Annotated in this window: 22 protein-coding genes; 8 read left to right on the top strand and 14 right to left on the bottom strand. The window is 59.6% G+C overall.

Going from position 1 to position 21,222, the window contains the following annotated elements; genetic code table 11:
- The first annotated feature begins 4 nt into the window (after window positions 1-4).
- The 4 genes from HB680_RS07035 to HB680_RS07050 all read left to right on the top strand — a co-directional run bounded on the left by HB680_RS07035 (window position 5) and on the right by HB680_RS07050 (window position 3,569).
- A complete protein-coding gene (locus HB680_RS07035; RefSeq protein WP_256735467.1) occupies window positions 5-433 on the top strand; it encodes a hypothetical protein in 429 nt (142 codons plus the stop codon).
- Window positions 434-465: 32 nt separating this feature from the next.
- Window positions 466-1,494: a hypothetical protein gene (locus HB680_RS07040; RefSeq protein ID WP_213937829.1), complete on the top strand. Its 1,029-nt coding sequence runs from the start codon at window positions 466-468 to the stop codon at window positions 1,492-1,494.
- A 185-nt stretch (window positions 1,495-1,679) separates the two neighbouring features.
- Window positions 1,680-2,063, top strand: a complete 384-nt coding sequence (locus tag HB680_RS07045; protein WP_163910639.1) for a helicase — start codon at window positions 1,680-1,682, stop codon at window positions 2,061-2,063.
- A gap of 159 nt (window positions 2,064-2,222) precedes the next feature.
- Window positions 2,223-3,569 carry a hypothetical protein gene (locus HB680_RS07050; RefSeq protein WP_213937830.1) on the top strand — a complete coding sequence of 449 codons (1,347 nt, stop codon included), beginning with the start codon at window positions 2,223-2,225 and terminating at the stop codon, window positions 3,567-3,569.
- A gap of 99 nt (window positions 3,570-3,668) precedes the next feature.
- Here HB680_RS07050 and HB680_RS07055 read toward each other — a convergent pair whose 3' ends face one another.
- From HB680_RS07055 to exbB, 6 genes are all read right to left on the bottom strand, one after another.
- On the bottom strand, window positions 3,669-5,069 hold the full coding sequence (locus tag HB680_RS07055; RefSeq protein ID WP_213937831.1) for an aminoacyl-tRNA deacylase and HDOD domain-containing protein: 1,401 nt from the start codon (window positions 5,067-5,069) through the stop codon (window positions 3,669-3,671).
- A 78-nt stretch (window positions 5,070-5,147) separates the two neighbouring features.
- Window positions 5,148-7,223 (bottom strand): ATP-dependent DNA helicase RecG, encoded by a 2,076-nt coding sequence (gene recG, locus HB680_RS07060; RefSeq protein ID WP_133835382.1) that lies wholly within the window; start codon window positions 7,221-7,223, stop codon window positions 5,148-5,150.
- Window positions 7,224-7,232: 9 nt separating this feature from the next.
- Entirely contained in the window at window positions 7,233-8,162 is a 930-nt protein-coding gene (locus HB680_RS07065; RefSeq protein ID WP_213937832.1) for a hydrogen peroxide-inducible genes activator, read from the bottom strand.
- A 279-nt stretch (window positions 8,163-8,441) separates the two neighbouring features.
- The gene (locus HB680_RS07070) at window positions 8,442-9,188 is read right to left on the bottom strand and encodes an energy transducer TonB (protein WP_213937833.1); all 747 of its coding nucleotides are present in this window, start codon (window positions 9,186-9,188) and stop codon (window positions 8,442-8,444) included.
- A complete protein-coding gene (gene exbD, locus HB680_RS07075; RefSeq protein ID WP_008150131.1) occupies window positions 9,185-9,613 on the bottom strand; it encodes a TonB system transport protein ExbD in 429 nt (142 codons plus the stop codon). The genes HB680_RS07070 and exbD overlap by 4 nt, the downstream gene beginning before the upstream one ends.
- A 6-nt stretch (window positions 9,614-9,619) precedes the next feature.
- Complete coding sequence (exbB, locus tag HB680_RS07080) at window positions 9,620-10,585, bottom strand: tonB-system energizer ExbB (protein WP_213937834.1); 966 nt, start codon at window positions 10,583-10,585, stop codon at window positions 9,620-9,622.
- 189 nt (window positions 10,586-10,774) lie between these two features.
- Here exbB and HB680_RS07085 point away from each other — a divergent pair, with 189 nt between their 5' ends.
- Complete coding sequence (locus tag HB680_RS07085) at window positions 10,775-11,632, top strand: SDR family oxidoreductase (protein ID WP_213937835.1); 858 nt, start codon at window positions 10,775-10,777, stop codon at window positions 11,630-11,632.
- Window positions 11,633-11,772: 140 nt separating this feature from the next.
- Here HB680_RS07085 and HB680_RS07090 read toward each other — a convergent pair whose 3' ends face one another.
- The 6 genes from HB680_RS07090 to HB680_RS07115 form a co-directional block, all read right to left on the bottom strand.
- Window positions 11,773-12,513: a hypothetical protein gene (locus HB680_RS07090; RefSeq protein WP_213937836.1), complete on the bottom strand. Its 741-nt coding sequence runs from the start codon at window positions 12,511-12,513 to the stop codon at window positions 11,773-11,775.
- A 56-nt stretch (window positions 12,514-12,569) separates the two neighbouring features.
- Window positions 12,570-12,950, bottom strand: coding sequence for a RidA family protein (locus HB680_RS07095; RefSeq protein WP_003229509.1), 381 nt, complete (start codon window positions 12,948-12,950; stop codon window positions 12,570-12,572).
- 24 nt (window positions 12,951-12,974) lie between these two features.
- Window positions 12,975-15,080 (bottom strand): bifunctional GTP diphosphokinase/guanosine-3',5'-bis pyrophosphate 3'-pyrophosphohydrolase, encoded by a 2,106-nt coding sequence (gene spoT, locus HB680_RS07100; RefSeq protein WP_213937837.1) that lies wholly within the window; start codon window positions 15,078-15,080, stop codon window positions 12,975-12,977.
- Between the two features lie 57 nt (window positions 15,081-15,137).
- Window positions 15,138-15,401, bottom strand: coding sequence for a DNA-directed RNA polymerase subunit omega (gene rpoZ, locus HB680_RS07105; protein ID WP_007894670.1), 264 nt, complete (start codon window positions 15,399-15,401; stop codon window positions 15,138-15,140).
- Between the two features lie 167 nt (window positions 15,402-15,568).
- The gene (gene gmk, locus HB680_RS07110; RefSeq protein ID WP_213937838.1) at window positions 15,569-16,189 is read right to left on the bottom strand and encodes a guanylate kinase; all 621 of its coding nucleotides are present in this window, start codon (window positions 16,187-16,189) and stop codon (window positions 15,569-15,571) included.
- A 12-nt stretch (window positions 16,190-16,201) separates the two neighbouring features.
- Window positions 16,202-17,065, bottom strand: coding sequence for a YicC/YloC family endoribonuclease (locus HB680_RS07115; RefSeq protein WP_213937839.1), 864 nt, complete (start codon window positions 17,063-17,065; stop codon window positions 16,202-16,204).
- A gap of 270 nt (window positions 17,066-17,335) precedes the next feature.
- Here HB680_RS07115 and rph point away from each other — a divergent pair, with 270 nt between their 5' ends.
- Window positions 17,336-18,058, top strand: a complete 723-nt coding sequence (rph, locus tag HB680_RS07120; RefSeq protein WP_213937840.1) for a ribonuclease PH — start codon at window positions 17,336-17,338, stop codon at window positions 18,056-18,058.
- A 28-nt stretch (window positions 18,059-18,086) separates the two neighbouring features.
- Entirely contained in the window at window positions 18,087-18,455 is a 369-nt protein-coding gene (locus HB680_RS07125; protein WP_213937841.1) for a DUF4870 domain-containing protein, read from the top strand.
- 169 nt (window positions 18,456-18,624) lie between these two features.
- Here HB680_RS07125 and HB680_RS07130 read toward each other — a convergent pair whose 3' ends face one another.
- Window positions 18,625-19,404, bottom strand: a complete 780-nt coding sequence (locus HB680_RS07130; RefSeq protein WP_007934608.1) for an exodeoxyribonuclease III — start codon at window positions 19,402-19,404, stop codon at window positions 18,625-18,627.
- An 82-nt stretch (window positions 19,405-19,486) separates the two neighbouring features.
- Between HB680_RS07130 and pyrE the strand changes: the two genes are divergently transcribed.
- Entirely contained in the window at window positions 19,487-20,131 is a 645-nt protein-coding gene (pyrE, locus tag HB680_RS07135) for an orotate phosphoribosyltransferase (protein ID WP_008038033.1), read from the top strand.
- Between the two features lie 168 nt (window positions 20,132-20,299).
- On the opposite strand, the gene argB is transcribed toward pyrE, so the two are convergent.
- A complete protein-coding gene (gene argB / locus HB680_RS07140; protein WP_123403785.1) occupies window positions 20,300-21,205 on the bottom strand; it encodes an acetylglutamate kinase in 906 nt (301 codons plus the stop codon).
- Window positions 21,206-21,222: the final 17 nt, after the last annotated feature.

Genomic DNA, 21,222 nt, shown 5'->3' on the forward strand with positions numbered 1-21,222 from the left:
TGTCTTGAAAAAGTTATTGATGCTGATGTTGCTGGCCTTCCCCGCATTCGCTCATAGCGAAGTGGAAACGGAAACTACCTGTTTTCGATCCCAGGAAGGCAAGGGCATAAAGTTGGAGCTCAGGATCTACAGTGATCAGGCCGCGAAGTGGAGCGGGGCGGCGGTCAAGTATGCGACGTCCAAAGAGTCGATCCCGCTGGTATTCAAAAGTACCGAGCAAGAAGAGTCGTCTGACGGCCGACCTTTTCAATCCAGCACTACCACCACGTGGGTCGAGGTCGTTGGCGGCGCAGTCACGGGTGAATATGTCATGGTCCGTCAAGGGGCGCTGATTTACGGCATGGTGTACACCAATGTCAAAAGTAAAAAACACTATGGGTTTGAGCATCACCCGCAGATTGGGTCTTCTCCTGAGAAGGGGTGTCAGTGGTGAGGCTATTTGCAGTCAGTAAGTTGAAGTTTTCGATGCTCTTACTAGCGATCGGCTGTTCAAGTGCGGTGGCCGCGCCTCAAGTTCTCAAGGAGATACCGGCCAGCTTATTGGGCGATGCCTCACGTCAAAAAGTGTTTGTACTGACTGGCGATGCTGATGAGGCGTATCACCGATTGCTGATCTCGCCCGTGCAAGGCACCAGCGATAACATTTTGTTGGACACATCCACGGCATTGCCGTTGATCAAGAGCCAATACTCGTCGGCCATGAGCGATATCGTCAGCGTCAACGTCATCAACAACCCGGCGGGTGTGCTGAAGGTCATCGATATGCAAGGTGACACCGTGTCGGTCAAACAGTCTTCTGCCGAAGCCGGGAACGCCCTTGTACTGATCAGCAGCGAAGAAGATAACGCCGTTTATAACTTCAACCTGGTGTTTCGCTACAACAAAAGTTCCAGACAATTTGAGCTGAAAAACGTATTGCAGGTAACGAACAACGAGTCCTGTGATCACTCGATTGTCAGCGTTCGAGAAGTACCTCTGGGCATGATCGGCGAAACATCATTGGCGTCTTTCGATGGACGCAAGGTGTTTGAGCAGTTGTCTGACCTGCACCCTAAATCTGCCGACTACAAGAAATTGATGATGACTGACGTCGCGGAACAGCTCGACAAGGCGTTGGCGCTGTATCGAAAAGGGCAGAACGATGCGGTCAGGGAGTTGATGGGGAGCTTCCTGATGTACGACAACGCAGGCCAATGCGATCCAGAAGGCTACGTCGCTTCAAAGTATGACTTCCCTCAGTTACCCGGCTGGTCTAACGACTTGGGGTTTCTATTGGGTGAAACCGGTTATTACCAAGAGTCTATCGAGTTGCTGAACGCCGTGATTGCCCGAAATCCCAGCCGAACCGTGGCCTATCTGAACCTCGCGGACAGTTACTGGGGACTGAAAGATAAAGTGCGGGCGGCACAGGCTTACAAGCAGTACGCCTCGTTGATGACCGATGCGGGCAAGACGTCGAAGATTCCGCCGCGAGTGGCTGAGCGTATTAGGTAGCAGATCAAAAGATCGCAGCCTTCGGCAGCTCCTACCGGGTGTGTTTTGTCAGACGATTTGTGTGACTTGGCAGTCATTGACGCCAAAAAGCGCTACATCTTCTTCCAACGTAACCCGATAGTGTCGTTATCCCCCAAACTCGCTACACTCCGCCAGCCGTTCATTTTCCTTTTGAGGCTGCACGCATGAAATTTCGTTTTCTTCTGTGGATGCTGGGTTTGTTGATGGGTAAGGCCAGTCGGACTAATCCTGCATTTCAACAGCAGTTAGGTGACAAGGAACTTGTATTCCAATTACAGACCCTGGACGGGAAGGTGGCACGGCACTTCTTTGTGAAGGATCAGCGCATCACCAGCAAGTCCGGCGTGTATGCCGAGCCGGCGTTTGCGATTGCCTTCAAAGACGCGGCGTATGGCTTTGCCACGATGCAGGCGAAGAATAAGCAGTTGGCGTTTATGCAGGGGATTCAGGACAAGTCGATTCAGATCAAGGGTAACCCGGCGTTGGTGATCTGGTTCCAGGGGTTGACCAAGTATTTGAAGCCGAGGAAGGCTAAGCCTAAGGCTTGAGGCGGAAAGTCATGCCGATGATTGTGGCTTGGTATGTCAGTGATCTGGCCCGTAACGATAATAGAACTGTTATTTCCTACAGGTGATGGGTTAGCAGTTTTGCTGTTCCACTGGTGTCGAGTGCTGATTCGGGCCTCTATCACTGAATGGAGCAAGATCATGAGTCAAAAAAAAACAGCAGCAGAAGCGGGCACGCTCGACCTGTCTTTTAATGGCACTGGCGTTGTTCATTTACCATTTCCCTTTTCGCAAGCCGCTATCCCCGGCGCCGTTTACGCGCTTCCTGACAGTAAGTTACTGGTGGCGGTGGTGGGGATCACCCTGCAAAACGGCGACATCGAGCCGGCTAAACTTGTGCGGTTGCGTGAGGATGGCGCGGTTGACGATACCTTTGATATCCCGTTCGCGGAAAACTGGATATTTAGCCCAAGTCAGCTCCAGCGCATAAAAGATAGCGACGGCGTATGGAAGGGGTGGCTGGTGTTCGGTCGGGCTCGACAGTCCTCCAACAGTGTTCTGGCTGTTGCGAAGCTGCATGAAGATTTTACGTTTGATGCGCCGTTCGGTGACGGGGGAGTTGTCTTCATTGATGTCTATGAACTTCCCGGTATCGAGGAAGGCGCCAAACTGGTAAATCGGCGTCCTGACGCAACAACCGATGAATCATTCTCCGGCTCTACCGGGAGAGGTGGTGGGCTTTCGGGTGTGGCGCAAGTGGGCTCCAGCATCGTCCTCGCCGACACTATTGAGTTCGAGTTCGACAACCTCAGAGGCGTTGTCATACGGTTGACTGAAAATGGCTCGCTGGATCAGAGCTTCAACGACAATGGTTATGTGTTGGTCGAGTTGCCGGGAGTAGAACACAACTGGAATTATGCGTGGGGCGTCGGCGTCCAGAATGACGGCAAAATACTGGTCAGTGGCGACTTCCAGCTCAAGGACTCAGGTCATCCTCCGGGGGCTTACGTCCTCCGCTTTACCCAACACGGTAAAGTAGATTCTGGTTACGCCAGTAACGGTGTTTTTACTCTTGCCCGCCAAGGGCAATGGTGTTCACTGGAAGACATCACACTAAGAGCCGATGGCGGAATCATCTCGGTGGGGTACGTTGAAACCGAGGGTGCTGTAGCGGGATTGGCTATTGTTCTAACGTCCAGTGGTGCACCCAATCTCGTTTTTAATGATGGGAAACCTTTGTTAAGTAACTTTCCAGAGCATGGCGTGGTGTGGCACCACTGTATGGTGCAGGCAGATAACAAGCTCATCTTCACGGGATGGGGTGGTGGTCGCGCAATCACCGTTAATAGCTCTCTGGTGACCGCGCGCTATTTACCGAACGGTCAGTTGGATAAGTTATACGGCGGCGAAGGCTATACCGTTTTCAATGATGAAAGCGGGAGAGATTACTTCAGGAACAGCACGGTAATGGGGGATAACCGAGTCGTTGTATGCGGCTTCCTCTCCACAACGCCCGCGAAGGGCAATGTGGTGCGTTACTTGGGATGAGGTGGTCAGGTAGACCGAGGTGGATTCTTCGCGGGCAAGCCTTGCTCCTACAGGGGATTACCTAAATCCCTGTAGGAGCAAGGCTTGCCCGCGAAGCTTTTAGGCCTGGCTAAATTGCGAGGCCAGTTCGCGCAACAGCACTTCAGCCTCAAGCACTTTGCTGACGACGTCGTTGGCCTTGTCACGCGTCAGGCCTACGCGCTCCAGCAGCGCATCCGGAATGTCTTCATCCGGCCCGGACCCAATCCCGCGACCACGCAGCAAGCGCACAGCCAGGCATACCAGGTTCGGGTATTCGGCGTACGCGCCGTCATAGCCAGGGTCGTGCTGGAAGCGCAGTGCCGTGGCCAGTTCATCCGGCATGTCCCAGTAGCGCATCAGCCAGGAGCCGATCTGTTCGCGGCTGATGCCCAGCAGGTGTTGCTCGACATAGCTGTGGCACAGGTGCGGATTGACCTCCAAGTGTCGGCAGATCAGTGAGAAGTGCGGCGGGAAGACGTGGGCCAGCAGCAGGTAGCCGAAGTTGTGCAGCAGGCCGGCGAGGTAGGTCAGGCCGGCTTCCGGGCGCTGCGCGCGTGGCATGGCGCGGGTCAGGCCTTCGATGACGGCGGCGGTGTAGATCGACTGCTGCCAGTACGGCGTGGTGTGTTGCGGATGGTCTTTTGGCAGGCTCAGGGTTTTGCCGAGGGCCAGGCCCAGTGCCAGATTGATCACCAGATCAAAACCCAGTACGCGGACGATTGCGTCTTCCACCGAACGAATCTTGCCCGGCGAGGCGTAATACGGCGACGCCGCCCAGCTCACGACTTGCGCGGCCAAGGCCGGGTCGGTTTCTACCACGCCGGTGATGTCATCGATGGTGGCGTTGGGGTCCACGCGCAGCTTGATGATCTTCTGCGCGGTTTCGGCCAGCGGCGGAATCTCGATGGTGGCTTCCAGGCGTTGCTGGATGCGCCGCGCGGTGAACGCTTGAACGGCCTGGGTGATTTCCTCGCGGTCATCGTCCGGGCGGTCGAGGTTCGGGCGGATGCTGGTCAGCGCTTCGCCGAAGTTGGCGGCGCTGGCCTTGGTGAGCATGGTCTTGAAGGCGTCGCTGGTGATTTCCAGCAGCACGTTCGGCTCGCCGGAGTTGATCAGCAACTTCGGCTCGCGCAGCAGGCTTTCTTCGTACAGGCACGGCGAACTGGTGAGCGCCGGCAGGCCGGGCAGCAGGCTCAGGCTGTGTTTGCCGAGCATCTTCTCCAGGCGTTCGGTCGAGACGGCGGTCAGGCGGCGGCCCGTCAGTTCGGCGAGGCGATTGAGGTCCAGCAACTGACTCTGCGGGAACAGCACCATGAGTGCGCCGACCGCATCGTCGAGCAAAACCGCCTGCACTTTACGCGCAGCGTTCAGGCCGTGATGGTCGAGGACTTCTTCGTAGGCGATGCCCAGCTTGCCGAGCAGCAGCCGAATAACTGACGGAGCGTGCGGGGTTTCGGGGACGAGGGCAGCTTCAGTCATGGTCTGTATCCGTTTGCAAACAATGGCAGGAGTATAACCACCTTGTTTAAAGCCATGGTCCAGAAACTGCGACGGTGCTCACACTTGGCCGTATTGCTGCCCATGGCGCAGCCACCGATCAAGCAACGGGCTGACGTGATCCGGCCAGCGTTCCAGCAAGGCTTGCGCCGCATCGCGTACGGCGGGCAGCAGATCAGCGTCGCGCATCAGGTCCGCAACTTTGAATTGCAGCAGGCCGGTCTGACGCGTGCCGAGCATTTCGCCGGGGCCGCGCAGTTCGAGGTCTTTTTCGGCGATGACAAAACCATCGTTGGTTTCGCGCATGATGCCCAGGCGCTGACGGCCGATCTGTGACAACGGCGGATGATAAAGCAGCACGCAATGGCTGGCAGCACTGCCCCGACCGACGCGACCGCGCAACTGGTGCAACTGCGCCAGGCCGAGGCGTTCGGGGTTTTCGATGATCATCAGACTGGCGTTCGGGACGTCGACGCCGACTTCAATCACGGTGGTGGCGACCAGCAGTTGCAGGTTGCCCGCCTTGAACTCGGCCATGACCGCGGCTTTCTCGGCAGGTTTCATGCGCCCGTGGATCAGCCCGACCTTCAACTCGCCGAGGGCGGCGGTGAGGTCTTCGTAAGTGGTTTCGGCGGCCTGACAGGTCAGCTCTTCGGATTCTTCAATCAGCGTGCAGACCCAATACGCCTGACGCCCTTCGGCACACGCGCCGCGTACCCGTTCGATGACTTCGACGCGGCGGGTATCGGTGACCAGCACGGTGTTCACCGGAGTTCGGCCCGGTGGCAGTTCATCGAGGATCGAGGTGTCGAGGTCGGCGTAGGCGCTCATGGCCAGGGTCCGGGGAATCGGCGTGGCGGTCATGATCAGTTGATGCGGGCACATCCGTCCGCCAACGCCTTTCTGCCTCAGGGCCAGACGCTGCTGGACGCCGAAGCGGTGTTGTTCGTCGATGATCGCCAACGCCAGGTTCTTGAACTGCACTTCTTCCTGGAACAAGGCGTGGGTGCCGACCACCATCGGTGCGCCGTTGGCGATTTGCTCCAGCGCGGCAACGCGGTTCTTGCCCTTGAGCTTGCCTGCCAGCCACGCGACTTCGATGCCCAGCGGTTCGAGCCAGCGCTTGAAGGTGATGAAGTGCTGCTCGGCGAGAATCTCGGTCGGCGCCATCAGCGCGACTTGATAGCCGGCCTCGAGCGCCTGTAACGCGGCGAGGGCGGCGACTACGGTTTTACCCGCGCCGACGTCGCCCTGGATCAGCCGCAGCATCGGTTCGTGCTGACTGAGGTCGTAGGCGATTTCATTGCCGACCCGTTGCTGAGCGCCGGTTGGCGTGAAGCCGAGATTGGCCAGGTATTTGGCCGGCAGCTTGGTGGCTTTCGGCATCGCTGGCGCGCGCAGGGAACGCATGCTCTCGCGCAGACGCTGCTGGGACAGTTGGTGGGTCAGCAGCTCTTCGAAAGCCAATCGATGTTGGGCCCAGTGATGACCGAGGGCGAGTTCATCGACGTCGGCATCGGCGGGCGGGTGATGCAGGTAGCGGATCGCGTCGGCCAGCGGCGCCAGTTGATAGTCCCGGGCCAGTTCGGTCGGCAGCCAGTCGGGCAGGCTGGTGGGGCCTAGCAGGGTCAGGGTTTGCATGCACAGTTGGCGCAAACGCTGCTGGGTCAGGCCTTCGGTCAGCGGGTAGACCGGGGTCAGGGTTTCATCCACCGGTGGGGGCTCGTCGCCGGTGATGGCGCGATATTCCGGGTGGTAGATCTCCAGCCCCGACGCACCGGGACGCGCTTCGCCGTAGCAGCGAATCCGCGTGCCGCGTTTCAGGCCTTCTTTCTGGGCGTTGCTGAAATGGTAGAAGCGCAGGCTCAGCCCGCCGGTGCCGTCCTGGATTCGCACCACGAGGCTGCGGCGGCGGCCCATGACCACGTCGGCGCCGCTGACGGTGCCTTCGATCACCGCGTCCTGACCGGGTCGCAAGTGGCCGATCGGGACCACGCGGGTGCGGTCCTGATAACGCAATGGCAGGTGAAAGAGGACGTCCTGGAGATTCTCCAGGCCGACCTTGGCCAATTTCTCAGCCATGGCTTCACCGACACCCTTGAGTGCTGTCACCGACACTTGCGACAACTCGGTCATGGCAGCGACTTAACCGGCCACCACCGGCGCTTGTGGCTTGGCCACCGAGCACAGGCGAATGGAGTCGGCGAGGATTTCAATCGCTTTCGGCCGCGGGAAGCTTGCGCGCCAGGCGATGGCCACGGTGCGGAACGGCACCGGTGGCGACAGCGGCCGCACGGCAATCACGCCGGGGGCGTAATGGTGGCTGTCCACCGCGGACAGCGGCAGGATCGAAATGCCGAGGCCGGAAGCGACCATGTGGCGGATGGTTTCCAGGGAACTGGATTCCACCGTGGTGTGTTTCGCTCCGTCGTTGCCTTTGCCCAAGGTCGGGCAGGCTTCCAGCACTTGATCGCGGAAGCAGTGGCCTTCGCCGAGCAGCAACAGGCTCTTGTCGTTGAGCAGGGCGGCGTCGATGGATTCTTTCTGGGTCCACGGGTGCTGGGCCGGCATCAGGACGTAGAACGGCTCGTCGTAGAGGGGCAGGGTCAGCACGTCGGCTTCGTTGAACGGCAGGGCGATGATGATCGCGTCGAGCTCGCCGTTGCGCAGTTTGTCGCGCAGCACGTGGGTGAAGTTTTCTTCGATGTACAACGGCATCTGCGGGGCGACCCGGTGCAGTTGTGGAATCAGGTGCGGAAACAGGTACGGGCCGACGGTGTAGATCGCGCCGACTTTCAGCGGGGCGGTCAGCTGGTTCTTGCCGGCCTGGGCGAGTTCGCGAATGCCTTGGGCCTGTTCCAGGACTTTTTGCGCCTGGGCCACGATGCCTTCGCCGACCGGGGTCAGGCGCACGGCGCTCTTGCTGCGCTCGAAAATCAGCACACCGAGTTCGTCTTCAAGCTTTTTCACACCCACCGACAGGGTCGGCTGGCTGACGTGGCAACGCTCGGCCGCGTGGCCGAAGTGCTGCTCTTGGGCGAGGGTAACGATGTAGCGTAATTCTGTAAGAGTCATAGCGAGCGTCCATGAAGTTGCGGGCCAAGCATACCGGCTGCAATCGATAGACGCACGTTATCAGAGTGAGTGTGTTGAGTGACACAGGGTAATGCGGGTTTGCCGCTGGCGGATATGCAAAAGGCACCTTTCGGTGCCTTTTGGCTGGATCGCGTGGCTCGTGGTTAACCCTGTGGGAGCGGGCTTGCTCGCGAAAGCGGGGTATCAGTCGACATCTACGTTGCCTGACGCACCGCATTCGCGAGCAAGCCCGCTCCCACAGGGGATTTGCGGCAGCTTTTAGCGGCGGCGTTCCAGCGAGTAAACAAACGGCGCCACAATTTCGATGGAGCCATTGTTCAGCATGTCGGCCGGTGGCTTGGGCAGCGGCTGGGCGCGCTTGATCATTTCCAGGGTGGCCCGGTCCAGATCGGCGTTGCCGGAGCGGCCCACCAGTTCGAACGACAACACGTTGCCTTCGCCATCGACTACGAAGCGCAGACGGTTCAGCCCTTCCTTGCCCCGGGATTGCGCACTGGCCGGGTACTTTTTGTACTTGGCCAAGTGAGCGAGCAGGGTGCCTTGCCAACTGGCCTTGGCGGCCTGTTGTGCGGGCGAAGGACCTGGCGCTGGCTGCGCGGACTTCTCGGTCGGAGCCTGGGTCGGTTGCGCGTCGCTCGGTTTTTCCTCGGACGGTTTTTCCTTCGGCGGCTCCGGCTTTTTCTCCACAGGCTTGGGCGGTTGCGGCTTGGGCTTGGGTTTGACCGGTTTCGGCACGGCAATCTCGGCCTTCGGCACTTCCGCCAGTTTCGGGAGCGGCAGCTCTTCCACCGGGGCCGGTGGTTGCGGCGGCGTAATCACCTTCGGCGGAGCCGGCGGTGGCGGGGCCGGAACCGGCGCCAACTCGACCATCATCGCCTGCGGTGGCAGCTCGATGGGCGGGCGCGCCGTCCAGTTCACCGCCAGCGCAATGGCCAGCGCATGGACGCCCAGCACCACGGCCAGGCTCCCGCTGTAACGCGTCAGCTTATGGCGCGTCGTGATCATTTCTTGACTGCCGTCTCAAGCCCGACCAGACCGACCTTCAGGTAACCGGCGGAGCGCAGGTTGTCCATCACGCTCATCAGGTCGCCGTAGTCCACGCCTTTATCGGCCTGGAAGAAGATCGTCGTGTCTTTCTTGCCCTTGGTCCGGGCGTCGAGCGTGGCGCCGAGTGCTTCGGCCTTCACTTCGTCTTCGCCGAGGAACAGGCGCTGGTCAGCCTTGACGCTGAGGAACACCGGTTTCTCTGGCCGTGGCGCCGGTTTGGCGCTGGAGGCGGGCAGGTCGACCTTAATGTCCACGGTCGCCAACGGAGCGGCCACCATGAAGATGATCAACAGCACCAGCATCACGTCGATAAACGGCGTGACGTTGATTTCGTGGTTCTCGGCCAGATCGTCGTCTGCGCCTTCTTTCAAATGCAAGCCCATGGCTGATTACCCTACTTTGACCACGTGGGGTTGCGTGGAGCGCTCAGCGGTCGGCAGGTGATCCAGATCACGGCTGACCAGCAACAGGACTTCAGCAGAGGCGTCCGACACCTGCGCCTTGTAACCGGCGATGGAGCGGGCGAAGACGTTGTAGATGACCACGGCAGGAATCGCGGCCACCAGACCCAGCGCGGTGGCCAGCAAGGCTTCGGCAATACCCGGGGCCACAACGGCGAGGTTGGTGGTCTGGGTTTTGGCGATGCCGATGAAGCTGTTCATGATGCCCCACACGGTGCCGAACAAACCTACGAATGGCGCGGTAGAACCGATGGTGGCGAGCACGCCGGTGCCGCTGCTCATGTTGCGACCGCACGCCGCAACCAGACGCTCAAGACGGAAGGCGACACGTTCCTTGATGCCTTCTTTCTCGCGGCTGTTGGCCGACAGGCGCATCTCTTCCAGCGCGTCGTGCACCAGCAAATGAGCGAGGGTGCCTTGCTTGGTCGCGGTGGCGCTGGCTTCTTTAAGAGTGGTGGCTTTCTTCAGGTGGACGATTTCGTTACGCAGACGGCGCTTGGCGCCCATCAGCTCGAAGCCTTTGGCAATCCAGATGGTCCAGGTGATGATCGAGGCGATGGCCAGGCCGATCATCACGATTTTCACGATAATATCGGCGTTCTGGTACATGCCCCATGGCGACAGGTCGTGGGCCATGCCCAGGGAGTTGTCGGGTTCGAGGACTTCTGGTGCGTCTTCAGCCGTGGCATCCACGGCTTGAGCCGGGTCGGTTGCGACCGGTGCAGCGGCGTGATCAGCAGGGGCCGGAGCAGTCGCGGCGGCCGGGGTGGCGGGCGCTTGTGCATCAGCGAACGCGGCGGTTGGCGCCAGCATCAGGCTGAGCAGCAGGGCGGCCACAGCGCTCCAGGCGCGAGGTCGTTTGGTTGGCGAAGCGGGGAATTGATTGCGTGTCATGCTGGCCGGACCTGAGAGAAAAATAGGGTGAATGTTCTTCCAGGCCTCGTAGGGCCGAGAACAAAAGTGGCCGGCATTATTGCAAGTAATTCTTGTTAACAGAAGTAATAGCGTCTCTTTTTTTCCTCCATTGCTAGCCGCTCGTCCTTTACGGGCGCTAATCTGTACCTTTCCTGTGGGAGTTTTCTGATGTCCGCGCCATCTGTTTTGATTGCCGGTTGTGGTGATGTCGGCAGTCGTCTGGCCACGCAATTGCTGGGCGCTGGGTGGGAGGTTCACGGCTTGCGGCGTGACGTCTCGCGCCTGCCCGACGGGGTGATTGGCGTTGCCGGTGACTTGTTCAATAAAGACTGTCCGGAAACCTGGCCAATCGGAGCGGTGGATTACCTGGTGTATTGCGCGGCGGCCACCGACCACGATGAGGCGGGTTATCGCGCCGCTTACATTCAGGGTTTGCAGCACGTGCTGGAATGGCTGGACGACTATGGGCAGGTGCCCAATCGACTGCTGTTCGTATCCAGCAGCAGCGTTTATGGTCAGCAAGAGGGCGAGTGGGTCGACGAGACTTCAACCGCCGTGGCGGCAGGCTATTCAGGGCGTGTGATGCTGGAAGCCGAGCAAATTGCTCTCAATAGCGGCATCCCGGCGAGCATCGTACGTTTGACCGGGATCTACGGTCCGGGCCGCGAATGGCTGCTGACTCAGGTTCGTCGTGGTTATCGCGTGGCGATCGATCCGCCGTTGTACGGCAACCGCATTCACGCCGACGACGCGGCGGGGTTGATGGCGTGCTTGCTCGAAGCGGATCAACGTGGTGTGGCGCTGGATGACTTCTATATAGGTGTCGACGATGCGCCTGCGCCATTGGCGGAAGTGGTGGGCTGGTTGCGTGAGTACCTGGGCGTGACCGAATGGTCCGAGGACGAGAGCGTGCGCCGCACGGGTAGCAAGCGTTGCAGCAATGCCCGGGCGAAAGCGTTGGGCTGGGAACCGAAGTATCCGAGTTATCGTGAAGGGTATGCCGCGATTCTTGAAGGTCGCTCCTGACTCCCGAACTCCCCAAAACAAATGTGGGAGCGGGCTTGCTCGCGAAGAGGCCATAACATTCAACATCTTCGTTGACTGTTACACCGCCTTCGCGAGCAAGCCCGCTCCCACAGGGGATCTTCTTTGCAGCTAGATGCACATCACTGCTTCTCGAGCAGCCAATGCCGATCACCCGGTGTGAACTGAGGCATCTCATCCGCCTGCGCCGTGTTCACAGCCTGGAAGATCTCCAGTTCCTTGCCTTTACGAGCAAAGATCCAGGTATTGCCCTGGCCGTTCTGCTGCAGCCACATATTGTCGTTGCCGCCGCTCATCGACGCGCAATCACCCGCCAGGCACAGGGCATAACGGTCGGCACCCGGCAGGCCGGCCACTTGGCCATCTGCCTGGAATTGCACGGTGCTGCCTTCACCTTGGCCGTTGACGATTTTCCAGCTACCGCCCATGTAGGCCGAGTACAGCGCGCGTTCGAAGCTGGCGCCAATCGGCGCGCCTTCCGGGACCGGAATCAAGGCACGGTCGAAGACTTGCGCGGGTTCGTTGTCGTTCGCGACCTGGCTTAATTGCTTGCCGTCACGTCGCAGCTCGCTGGCTGAGCTGCCATAGAAGTCGACTTTCCAGGCGCCGGACTCATCGGCCAGCAACTTGCCTTCGACGTTTTCAAAACCGTTGGTGTAGCGGGCCTGACCGGCCTTGGTGTTGACGTCCCACTCCAGGTTCGGACCGTAAGCCTGGAGCGCTTCGCGCAGGGGGCCGCCCTTGGAGGCAGCATCGATGGCCACCTGGTTGATCCAGGTGCCGCTGATATCACGGTCGGCAGGATTGCTGGCGCAGCCGCCGAGGAAAACGGCGAGCAAGGAGAAGGCAAGCGCTTTGCGCATGGTGGAATCCTTTCAAAACGAAGTCGGCGCAACCTGGAACGGTTGCGCCGGATGTATTACTCGATGACCAGAATGGCGTCCATTTCTACCTGCGAACCCTTTGGCAGGGCTGCTACGCCGATGGCGGCGCGGGCAGGGTAGGGCTGGTCAAAGTACTTGCCCATGATCTCGTTGACCTTGGCGAAATGGCTCAGGTCGGTGAGGAAGATGTTCAGTTTGACGATGTCCTTGAACGAACCGCCAGCAGCTTCAGCCACGGCCTTGAGGTTCTCGAACACCTGGACGGTCTGGGCTTCGAAGCCTTCGACCAGTTCCATGGTTTTTGGGTCCAGGGGAATCTGACCCGACATGTAAACGGTATTGCCAGCCTTGATCGCCTGGGAATAAGTACCGATGGCGGCCGGGGCCTTGTCGCTGGTGATAACAGTCTTGGTCATGAATGACTCCTTGTAATGGATGGGCTACGCACGCATGCGGGTGATGCGAATCACCCCGGTCAAGGCGCGCAGTTTCTTAATCACGCGGGCCAGGTGCACACGGTCGTGCACGCTGACCACCAGTTGGACCACGCTGATGCGACCATCGCGTTCGTCCATGCTGATTTTTTCGATATTACCGTCGGCGGCATTGACGCTGCTGGCCAGCAGGGCGATCAGGCCGCGCTGATGTTCCAGTTCGACGCGCAGCTCGACGTTGAATTCGCCGGTGACATCCTTGGCCCACGAGAGCTGGATGCATTTTTCCGGGTTGTGGCGGATTTCGCTGATGTTGCGGCAGTTGTCCAGGTGCACAACCATGCCTTTGCCTGCGGACAGATGGCCGACAATCGGGTCGCCCGGGATCGGCGTGCAGCATTTGGCGTAGCTCAGCACCAGACCTTCGGTGCCGCGAATCGCCAGCGGACCTTCGGCACTCGGCAGTTGTTCGCCTTCGCCCAGCAGGCGGCGGGCGACTACATAAGCCATGCGATTGCCCAGGCCGATGTCTTCGAGCAGGTCTTCGATCAGTTCCAGGCGATATTCGGTGAGCATCGCCTTGACGCGCTCCGCCGGGACTTTGTCCAGGGTGCTGTCGAAACCGTTGAGTACCTTGTTCAGCAGGCGTTCGCCGAGGCTGATGGATTCGGAGCGGCGTTGCAGTTTCAGCGCATGGCGGATGTGGGTCCGCGCCTTGCCGGTGACCACGAAGTTGAGCCAGGCCGGGTTCGGCCGCGCGCCTGGAGCGCTGACGATCTCGACCGTGGAGCCGCTTTGCAGCGGTTCGGACAGCGGTGCGAGACGACGATTGATCCGGCAGGCGATGCAGCTGTTGCCGACGTCAGTGTGCACCGCGTAGGCGAAGTCCACCGCCGTGGAGCCTTTAGGCAGCTCCATGATCCGGCCTTTGGGCGTGAACACGTAGACCTCGTCCGGGAACAGGTCGATCTTCACGCTTTCGATGAATTCCAGCGAGTTACCGGCCCGTTGCTGCATTTCCAGCACGCCTTTGACCCACTGGCGGGCGCGAGCGTGAGTGCCTTTCGGCTGCTCGTCGCCGCTGGATTTGTACAGCCAATGGGCAGCGATACCGTTGTTGGCCATCTCTTCCATTTCACGGGTGCGGATCTGGATCTCGATCGGTACACCGTGCATGCCGAACAGCGTGGTGTGCAGCGACTGATAGCCGTTGGCCTTGGGGATCGCAATGTAATCCTTGAAGCGCCCCGGCAACGGTTTGTACAAATTATGCACAGCACCCAACACGCGGTAGCAGGTGTCGACCTTGTCGACGATGATCCGGAACGCATAGACGTCCATGATCTCGTTGAAGGCCCGACGCTTGCCGCGCATCTTTTTGTAGATGCCGTAGAGGTGTTTCTGGCGTCCGCTGACTTCTCCCTGGATTTCATCAATCGCCAGGCAGTGGCTCAGGGACTCTTCGATCTTGTTGACGATTTCCTTGCGGTTGCCCCGGGCGCGCTTGACCGCCTGGTTGATCCGCGCGGAACGCATCGGGTGCATGGCCTTGAAGCCGAGGTCTTCGAATTCTATGCGGATGGCGTGCATGCCCAGCCGATTGGCGATGGGCGCATAGATCTCCAGGGTTTCCTTGGCGATGCGCCGGCGTTTCTCGCCGGACAGCACTTCCAGCGTGCGCATGTTGTGCAGGCGGTCGGCCAGCTTGACCAGGATCACGCGAATATCGCGGGCCATGGCCATGGCCATTTTCTGGAAGTTTTCAGCCTGGGCTTCGGCCTTGGTCTCGAAGTTCATCTGGGTCAGTTTGCTGACCCCGTCGACCAGTTCGGCCACGGTTTCGCCGAACTGCGCTTGCAGCGCTTCCTTGGCAATCCCGGTGTCTTCGATCACGTCATGCAGCATGGCTGCCATCAGGCTCTGATGGTCCATATGCATGTCGGCAAGAATATTCGCCACGGCAAGAGGATGCGTGACATACGCCTCGCCACTGCGGCGGCGTTGGCCGTCGTGGGCTTGTTCGGCGTAGAAATACGCTCGGCGGACCAGGTTGACCTGGTCCTTGCCGAGGTAGGTCGATAAGCGATCGGCGAGGGCGTCTATGCTCGGCATGATGACTCCTGCCGTTCGCTGTGACCCCGCGCCGTGCTACGTCGACCAGGCATAGGCTTAGACGGCCTCGTTGGACTCGTCCTCGAACGCTGCGAACAGCGGTTCGTCTTCGACGATTTCAGCATTGGCGATGAACTCATAGCTCATCAGGCCTTCAGCGATTTCACGCAGCGCTACAACGGTAGGCTTGTCGTTTTCCCACTGAACCAGTGGCTCTTTGCCGCCGGTGGCCAGTTGACGGGCACGTTTGGTGGACAGCATGACCAGCTCAAAACGGTTTTCCACGTGGTTCAGGCAGTCTTCAACGGTTACGCGGGCCATGGTATTCCTCGGAGCGAATGCAATATGCGCGCTGCCCGGTTGGGCGAGCGGACTCAACAGTTTAAAAAATCACCAGCGATTAGGGAAGCGCTGATTTTTTGACCAAGCCCTTCGACGCGCTGCAAGTGCCAATGTAAAGCCCCCGCAGCGGTTTTGGGAAGAGCTGTTTAGCCGAGCAATTCAGCCAAAAGTTTTCCGTTACGCTGCTGCTGACGCTTCTGATGCAACTGATTGGCACGGAAAATCGCCTTCAGATCGTCCAAAGCGTGGGCGAAATCGTCGTTGATGATCAGGTAGTCGTAGTCGACGTAGTGGCTCATCTCGCTGACCGCTTCACGCATCCGGCCATCAATGATCTCGTCGCTGTCCTGACCGCGATTGGTCAGACGCTGGTGCAAGGCTTGCAGCGACGGCGGCAGGATGAAGATCGAGCGCGCTTGTGGCATCAACTTGCGTACTTGCTCGGCGCCTTGCCAGTCGATTTCCAGGATCAGGTCGTGGCCCGCATCCAGGGTTTGCTGCAAGTGGCTTTGCGAGGTGCCGTAGAGATTGCCGAACACTTCGGCGCGCTCCAGGAAGTCACCGTGTTCGCCCATCTTCACAAACGCTTCACGCGAGACGAAGTGATAGTTCACGCCGTCCACTTCACCGGGACGCATGGCGCGGGTGGTGTGGGAGACCGAGACGCGAATCTCCTGATCGGAGTCGGTCAGGGCCTTGACCAGGCTGCTCTTGCCCGCGCCCGAAGGGGCGGAAATGATGTACAGGGTGCCGGTGCTGTGGGTCATGTCGGGGTGGCCTTACTCAATGTTCTGTACTTGTTCGCGCATCTGCTCGATCAACACTTTGAGGTTGACCGCAGCCTGGGTGCTGCGCGGGTCGAAGGCTTTGGAGCCCAGTGTATTGGCTTCGCGGTTGAGTTCCTGCATCAGGAAGTCCAGGCGCCGACCGGCCGCGCCGCCGGACTTGAGCACCCGGCGAACTTCGATGATGTGCGTGCTCAGGCGATCCAGTTCTTCGGCGACGTCGCTCTTTTGCGCGAGCATGACCATTTCCTGCTCCAGGCGCTGCGGGTCCATCTCGGCTTTCATGTCGGCAAAGCGGTCGAGGACTTTCTGGCGCTGGGTGGCGAGCATCTGCGGAACCAGTTCACGCAGGGTCACGACGTCTTCTTCAATAGAGGTCAGGCGCTCGTTGATCAAACGTGCCAGCTCCGCGCCTTCGCGCTCGCGGCCAGCCTTGAGTTCTTTCAGGCCTAGGTTGAACAACGCCAACGCCTCGGCATTCAGGGCTTGCGGGTCAGTGGCGTCGCCCACCAGCACGCCGGGCCAGGCCAGGACTTCCAGCGGGTTCAACGCGGCCGGATTCTTGATCAGCCCGGCAATCGTTTCGGCAGCTGCGACCAGTTGCGCGGCGCGCTCGCGGTCCACTTGCAGCGGTTTGCCGGTGCTTTCTTCGGTGAAGCGCAGGGTGCATTCCAGTTTGCCCCGGGAGATGCCCTGGCGCAGAGCCTCGCGGACCGCGCCTTCGAGGTCGCGAAATGACTCCGGCAGGCGCAGGTGCGGCTCCAGGTAGCGGCTGTTGACCGAGCGCAGTTCCCAGCTCAGGGTGCCTTGGGCGCCGGCTTTTTCGACGCGGGCGAAGGCGGTCATGCTGTGCACCATGGAGGTACCTCGCAATGCAGGCCGGCGCGAAACCCTTGGGCTTCGCGGACCCGATATCAATGAATGTAAGCCGACTGGCAGCAAAGGCGCAGGATTGTAGCGCAGTGGGGCGGATGCGCCCAAACACACGCTGTGACAAAGGGCTGCAGGCCGTCGGTTATACGCTGTTGGCGGCCTTCAGCCGTCGGCCGGATTTTTTAGACGTGCCCAGTCGTGGCTGGCGGCTCTATAATGCTCCGCAGTTTTCCGTCCCCAGTACAGGTATTCCCTATGAAACGTCCAAGTGGTCGCGTTGCCGATCAGCTCCGCTCGATCCGCATTACCCGCAACTACACCAAACACGCCGAGGGTTCTGTGCTGGTCGAGTTCGGTGATACCAAAGTCATCTGCACCGTCAGCGTCGAGAATGGCGTGCCGCGTTTCCTCAAAGGTCAGGGCCAAGGCTGGTTGACCGCTGAATACGGCATGCTGCCGCGCGCCACCGGCGAGCGTAACCAGCGTGAAGCGAGCCGCGGCAAGCAAGGCGGCCGCACCCTGGAAATCCAGCGTCTGATCGGCCGTTCCCTGCGCGCAGCGCTGGACATGTCGAAGCTGGGCGATGTCACGCTGTACGTCGATTGCGACGTGATCCAGGCTGACGGCGGTACCCGTACCGCGTCCATCACCGGCGCCATGGTTGCGCTGGTCGATGCCTTGAAAGTGATCAAGAAACGCGGCGGCCTGAAAGGCGGCGACCCGCTCAAGCAAATGATCGCGGCCGTTTCGGTCGGTATGTACCAGGGCGAGCCGGTGCTTGACCTCGACTATCTGGAAGACTCGGCTGCCGAGACTGACCTGAACGTGGTGATGACCAGCACGGGCGGTTTCATCGAAGTCCAGGGCACTGCCGAAGGCGCGCCGTTCCAACCGGAAGAGCTGAACGCTATGCTTGAGTTGGCGAAGAAAGGCATGACCGAAATCTTCGAACTGCAAAAGGCTGCACTGGCCGACTGATCGGACCGCTCCACGCAAGGAGGACAATATGAGTGACGAGCAACAGTTGCTTCCCACTCCGAGCAAAGAGGTTCGGCAATGGGCGATGTTTTGTCACTTGTCCGCCTTGCTGGGGATCTGGATTCCGTTCGGCACGTTGATTGGCCCACTGATTCTGTGGCAGATGAAGCGCGAGATGGACCCGTTCGTCGATGCACAGGGCAAGGAGGCGCTCAATTTTCAGATCACCGTCGCCATTGCCGCGACCATCTCGTTCTTTTTGATGTTGGTGGTCATCGGGTTCTTCCTGCTTGGCCTGATCGCCATCGGCGCGTTGGTGCTGACGATCATTGCCGGGGTAAAAGCCAATGAAGGGGCGCCTTATCGGTATCCGTTCACTTGGCGGTTGATCAAGTAGTACACCGCAAATCTCCTTGTGGGGCTTGCTCGCGAATGCGGTGGCCCAGTCGATACGAATGTCGCCTGACACGACGCCTTCGCGAGCAAGCCCGCTCCCACATGGGGCAATCAGCGGACACAAAAAAGCCGACAGCGATGTCGGCTTTTTTGCATCTGCGAAACGACGCTTAGATGGTCAGCGTCCAGTCGTAGTCCACGATCAGCGGTGCGTGTTGCGAGAACCGTGGCTGACGTGGCAGGCGTGCACTGCGTACAAAGCGGCGCAGGCCCGGGGTCAGCAACTGGTAGTCGAAACGCCAGCCCAGGTTGAGCATCTCAGCCTGTTCGTTGTCCGGCCACCAGCTGTACTGGTCGCCTTCACGGCTGACTTCGCGCAGGGCATCGACGTAACCCATGTTGCCGACAATCTCGTCCATCCAGGCACGTTCAGGTGCCAGGAAGCCCGGGGATTGCTGGCTGTCGCGCCAGTTCTTGATATCCAGCTTCTGTTGCGCCACGTACAGCGAGCCACAATAAATGTACTCGCGACGTTTGCGCCGCTGTTTATCCAGATAACGGGCGAAGTCGTCCATTAGCTTGAACTTCTGGTTCAAGTCTTCATCGCCATTCTGCCCCGAAGGGAGCAGCAAGGTCGCGATGCTGACCTTATCGAAATCGGCTTGCAGGTAGCGCCCGTAGCGGTCGGCCGTCTCGAAGCCGAGACCGCTGATGACTGCCTTCGGTTGCAACCGCGAATACAAAGCCACGCCACCCTGGGCGGGAACTTCTGCTTCGCAGGCATAAAGGAAGTAGCCATCCAGTTGGAAGGCTGGATCGTCCAGTTCAAAGGCGGAGGCGCGGGTGTCCTGCAGGCAGATGACGTCGGCATTCTGTGCTTGCAGCCAACTGAGCAAACCTCGCTCCACTGCAGCCTGAATACCATTGACGTTCACACTGATGATCCGCATAAATGGCCCCAAAAATCGCGTGCGTGTATGATACACGGCGTCAACCTAATTAGCTAAATCCGTGGTATTTGGGGTTTTTTTCATGCAAGCGTATCAGCGCGATTTCATTCGTTTTGCCATCGATCGCGGCGTTTTGCGCTTCGGTGAGTTCACCCTGAAGTCCGGGCGCACCAGTCCTTACTTCTTCAATGCGGGCCTTTTCAACTCGGGTTCTGCCCTCGCGCAGTTGGGTCGTTTCTACGCGGCAGCCATCGTTGAAAGCGGTATTCCTTTCGACGTCCTGTTTGGCCCCGCGTACAAAGGCATCCCTTTGGCGGCGACCACCGCAGTGGCATTGGCCGAGCATCATGACCGTGACCTGCCATGGTGTTTCAACCGCAAGGAAGCCAAGGCCCACGGCGAAGGCGGCAGTCTGGTCGGCGCCCCTTTGACCGGCGATGTGCTGATCATCGACGACGTGATCACCGCCGGCACCGCGATCCGCGAAGTGATGCAGATCATCGCTTCCCAGGACGGCGCCAAGGCTGCGGGCGTGCTGATCGCCCTGAACCGTCAGGAGCGTGGCAATGGCGAGTTGTCGGCGATCCAGGAAGTGGAGCGTGACTTCGGGATTCCGGTGATCAGCATTGTTTCGCTGAACCAGGTGCTGGAATTCCTGGCGGATGATCCGCAGCTCAAACAGCATCTGCCGGCGGTAGAAGCCTACCGCGCCCAGTTCGGCGTTTAACACCGACCTGTGCGGGAGCGGGCTTGCTCGCGAAGAGGTCATCACATTCAACATCATCGTTGACTGATACACCGCTTTCGCGAGCAAGCCCGCTCCCACAAGGGATCGCAGGCAAAAAAAGACCCCGTTCAACCAGGCTGAGCGGGGTCTTTTTGTATGCGCTATCGCTTAAGGACGCTTGCGATTGCTGATCAACGTACCCACACCCGTATCGGTGAAGATCTCCAGCAGAATCGCATTCGGCACCCGACCATCGATGATCAGCGAGCTGCCCACGCCGCCCTGTACCGCCTCCAGCGCGCAACGAATCTTCGGCAGCATGCCGCCGTAGATCGTGCCGTCGGCGATCAGGTCGTCGACTTGCTGGGTGGTGAGGCCGGTGAGGACCGTGCCTTGCTTGTCCATCAGGCCGGCGATGTTGGTCAGCAGCATCAGCTTTTCAGCTTTCAGTGCTTCGGCCACTTTGCCGGCCACCAGATCGGCGTTGATGTTGTACGACTCACCGTTGGCGCCCACGCCGATCGGCGCGATCACCGGAATGAAATCGCCTTTGACCAGCAGGTTCAGCAGGTCGGTGTTGATCCCGACCACTTCGCCCACTTGCCCGATGTCGATGATTTCCGGCTGGGTCATCTCCGGGGTCTGGCGGGTCACGGTGAGCTTCTTCGCACGAATCAGCTCGGCGTCTTTACCGGTCAGGCCGATGGCGCTGCCGCCATGACGGTTGATCAGATTGACGATGTCCTTGTTGACCTGACCGCCGAGGACCATTTCCACCACGTCCATGGTCTGCGCGTCAGTCACGCGCATGCCATCGATGAAGTGGCTCTCGATCGACAGGCGCTTGAGCAGGTCGCCGATTTGCGGGCCGCCGCCGTGAACCACTACCGGGTTGATGCCCACGGCTTTCATCAGCACGATGTCGCGGGCGAAGCCGGTTTTCAGCTCCTCGCTTTCCATCGCGTTGCCGCCGTATTTGATCACCAGCGTCTTGCCGACATAGCGGCGAATGTAAGGCAGCGCTTCGGACAGGACCTTGGCGGTGTTGGCGGCGGCTTCGCGTTCGAGGGTCATTCAGGGCTCCGGGTGCA

Origin of the sequence: Pseudomonas sp. dw_612 (assembly GCF_018449725.1) — a bacterium.
Lineage (GTDB): Bacteria > Pseudomonadota > Gammaproteobacteria > Pseudomonadales > Pseudomonadaceae > Aquipseudomonas.

Coding starts and splice junctions, on each gene's coding strand:
- HB680_RS07040 (WP_213937829.1), top strand. CDS start 466: ATGCTCTTACTAGCGATCGGCTGTTCAAGTGCGGTGGCCGCGCCTCAA.
- HB680_RS07045 (WP_163910639.1), top strand. CDS start 1,680: ATGAAATTTCGTTTTCTTCTGTGGATGCTGGGTTTGTTGATGGGTAAG.
- HB680_RS07050 (WP_213937830.1), top strand. CDS start 2,223: ATGAGTCAAAAAAAAACAGCAGCAGAAGCGGGCACGCTCGACCTGTCT.
- HB680_RS07055 (WP_213937831.1), bottom strand. CDS start 5,069: ATGACTGAAGCTGCCCTCGTCCCCGAAACCCCGCACGCTCCGTCAGTT.
- recG (WP_133835382.1), bottom strand. CDS start 7,223: ATGACCGAGTTGTCGCAAGTGTCGGTGACAGCACTCAAGGGTGTCGGT.
- HB680_RS07065 (WP_213937832.1), bottom strand. CDS start 8,162: ATGACTCTTACAGAATTACGCTACATCGTTACCCTCGCCCAAGAGCAG.
- HB680_RS07070 (WP_213937833.1), bottom strand. CDS start 9,188: ATGATCACGACGCGCCATAAGCTGACGCGTTACAGCGGGAGCCTGGCC.
- exbD (WP_008150131.1), bottom strand. CDS start 9,613: ATGGGCTTGCATTTGAAAGAAGGCGCAGACGACGATCTGGCCGAGAAC.
- exbB (WP_213937834.1), bottom strand. CDS start 10,585: ATGACACGCAATCAATTCCCCGCTTCGCCAACCAAACGACCTCGCGCC.
- HB680_RS07085 (WP_213937835.1), top strand. CDS start 10,775: ATGTCCGCGCCATCTGTTTTGATTGCCGGTTGTGGTGATGTCGGCAGT.
- HB680_RS07090 (WP_213937836.1), bottom strand. CDS start 12,513: ATGCGCAAAGCGCTTGCCTTCTCCTTGCTCGCCGTTTTCCTCGGCGGC.
- HB680_RS07095 (WP_003229509.1), bottom strand. CDS start 12,950: ATGACCAAGACTGTTATCACCAGCGACAAGGCCCCGGCCGCCATCGGT.
- spoT (WP_213937837.1), bottom strand. CDS start 15,080: ATGCCGAGCATAGACGCCCTCGCCGATCGCTTATCGACCTACCTCGGC.
- rpoZ (WP_007894670.1), bottom strand. CDS start 15,401: ATGGCCCGCGTAACCGTTGAAGACTGCCTGAACCACGTGGAAAACCGT.
- gmk (WP_213937838.1), bottom strand. CDS start 16,189: ATGACCCACAGCACCGGCACCCTGTACATCATTTCCGCCCCTTCGGGC.
- HB680_RS07115 (WP_213937839.1), bottom strand. CDS start 17,065: ATGGTGCACAGCATGACCGCCTTCGCCCGCGTCGAAAAAGCCGGCGCC.
- rph (WP_213937840.1), top strand. CDS start 17,336: ATGAAACGTCCAAGTGGTCGCGTTGCCGATCAGCTCCGCTCGATCCGC.
- HB680_RS07125 (WP_213937841.1), top strand. CDS start 18,087: ATGAGTGACGAGCAACAGTTGCTTCCCACTCCGAGCAAAGAGGTTCGG.
- HB680_RS07130 (WP_007934608.1), bottom strand. CDS start 19,404: ATGCGGATCATCAGTGTGAACGTCAATGGTATTCAGGCTGCAGTGGAG.
- pyrE (WP_008038033.1), top strand. CDS start 19,487: ATGCAAGCGTATCAGCGCGATTTCATTCGTTTTGCCATCGATCGCGGC.
- argB (WP_123403785.1), bottom strand. CDS start 21,205: ATGACCCTCGAACGCGAAGCCGCCGCCAACACCGCCAAGGTCCTGTCC.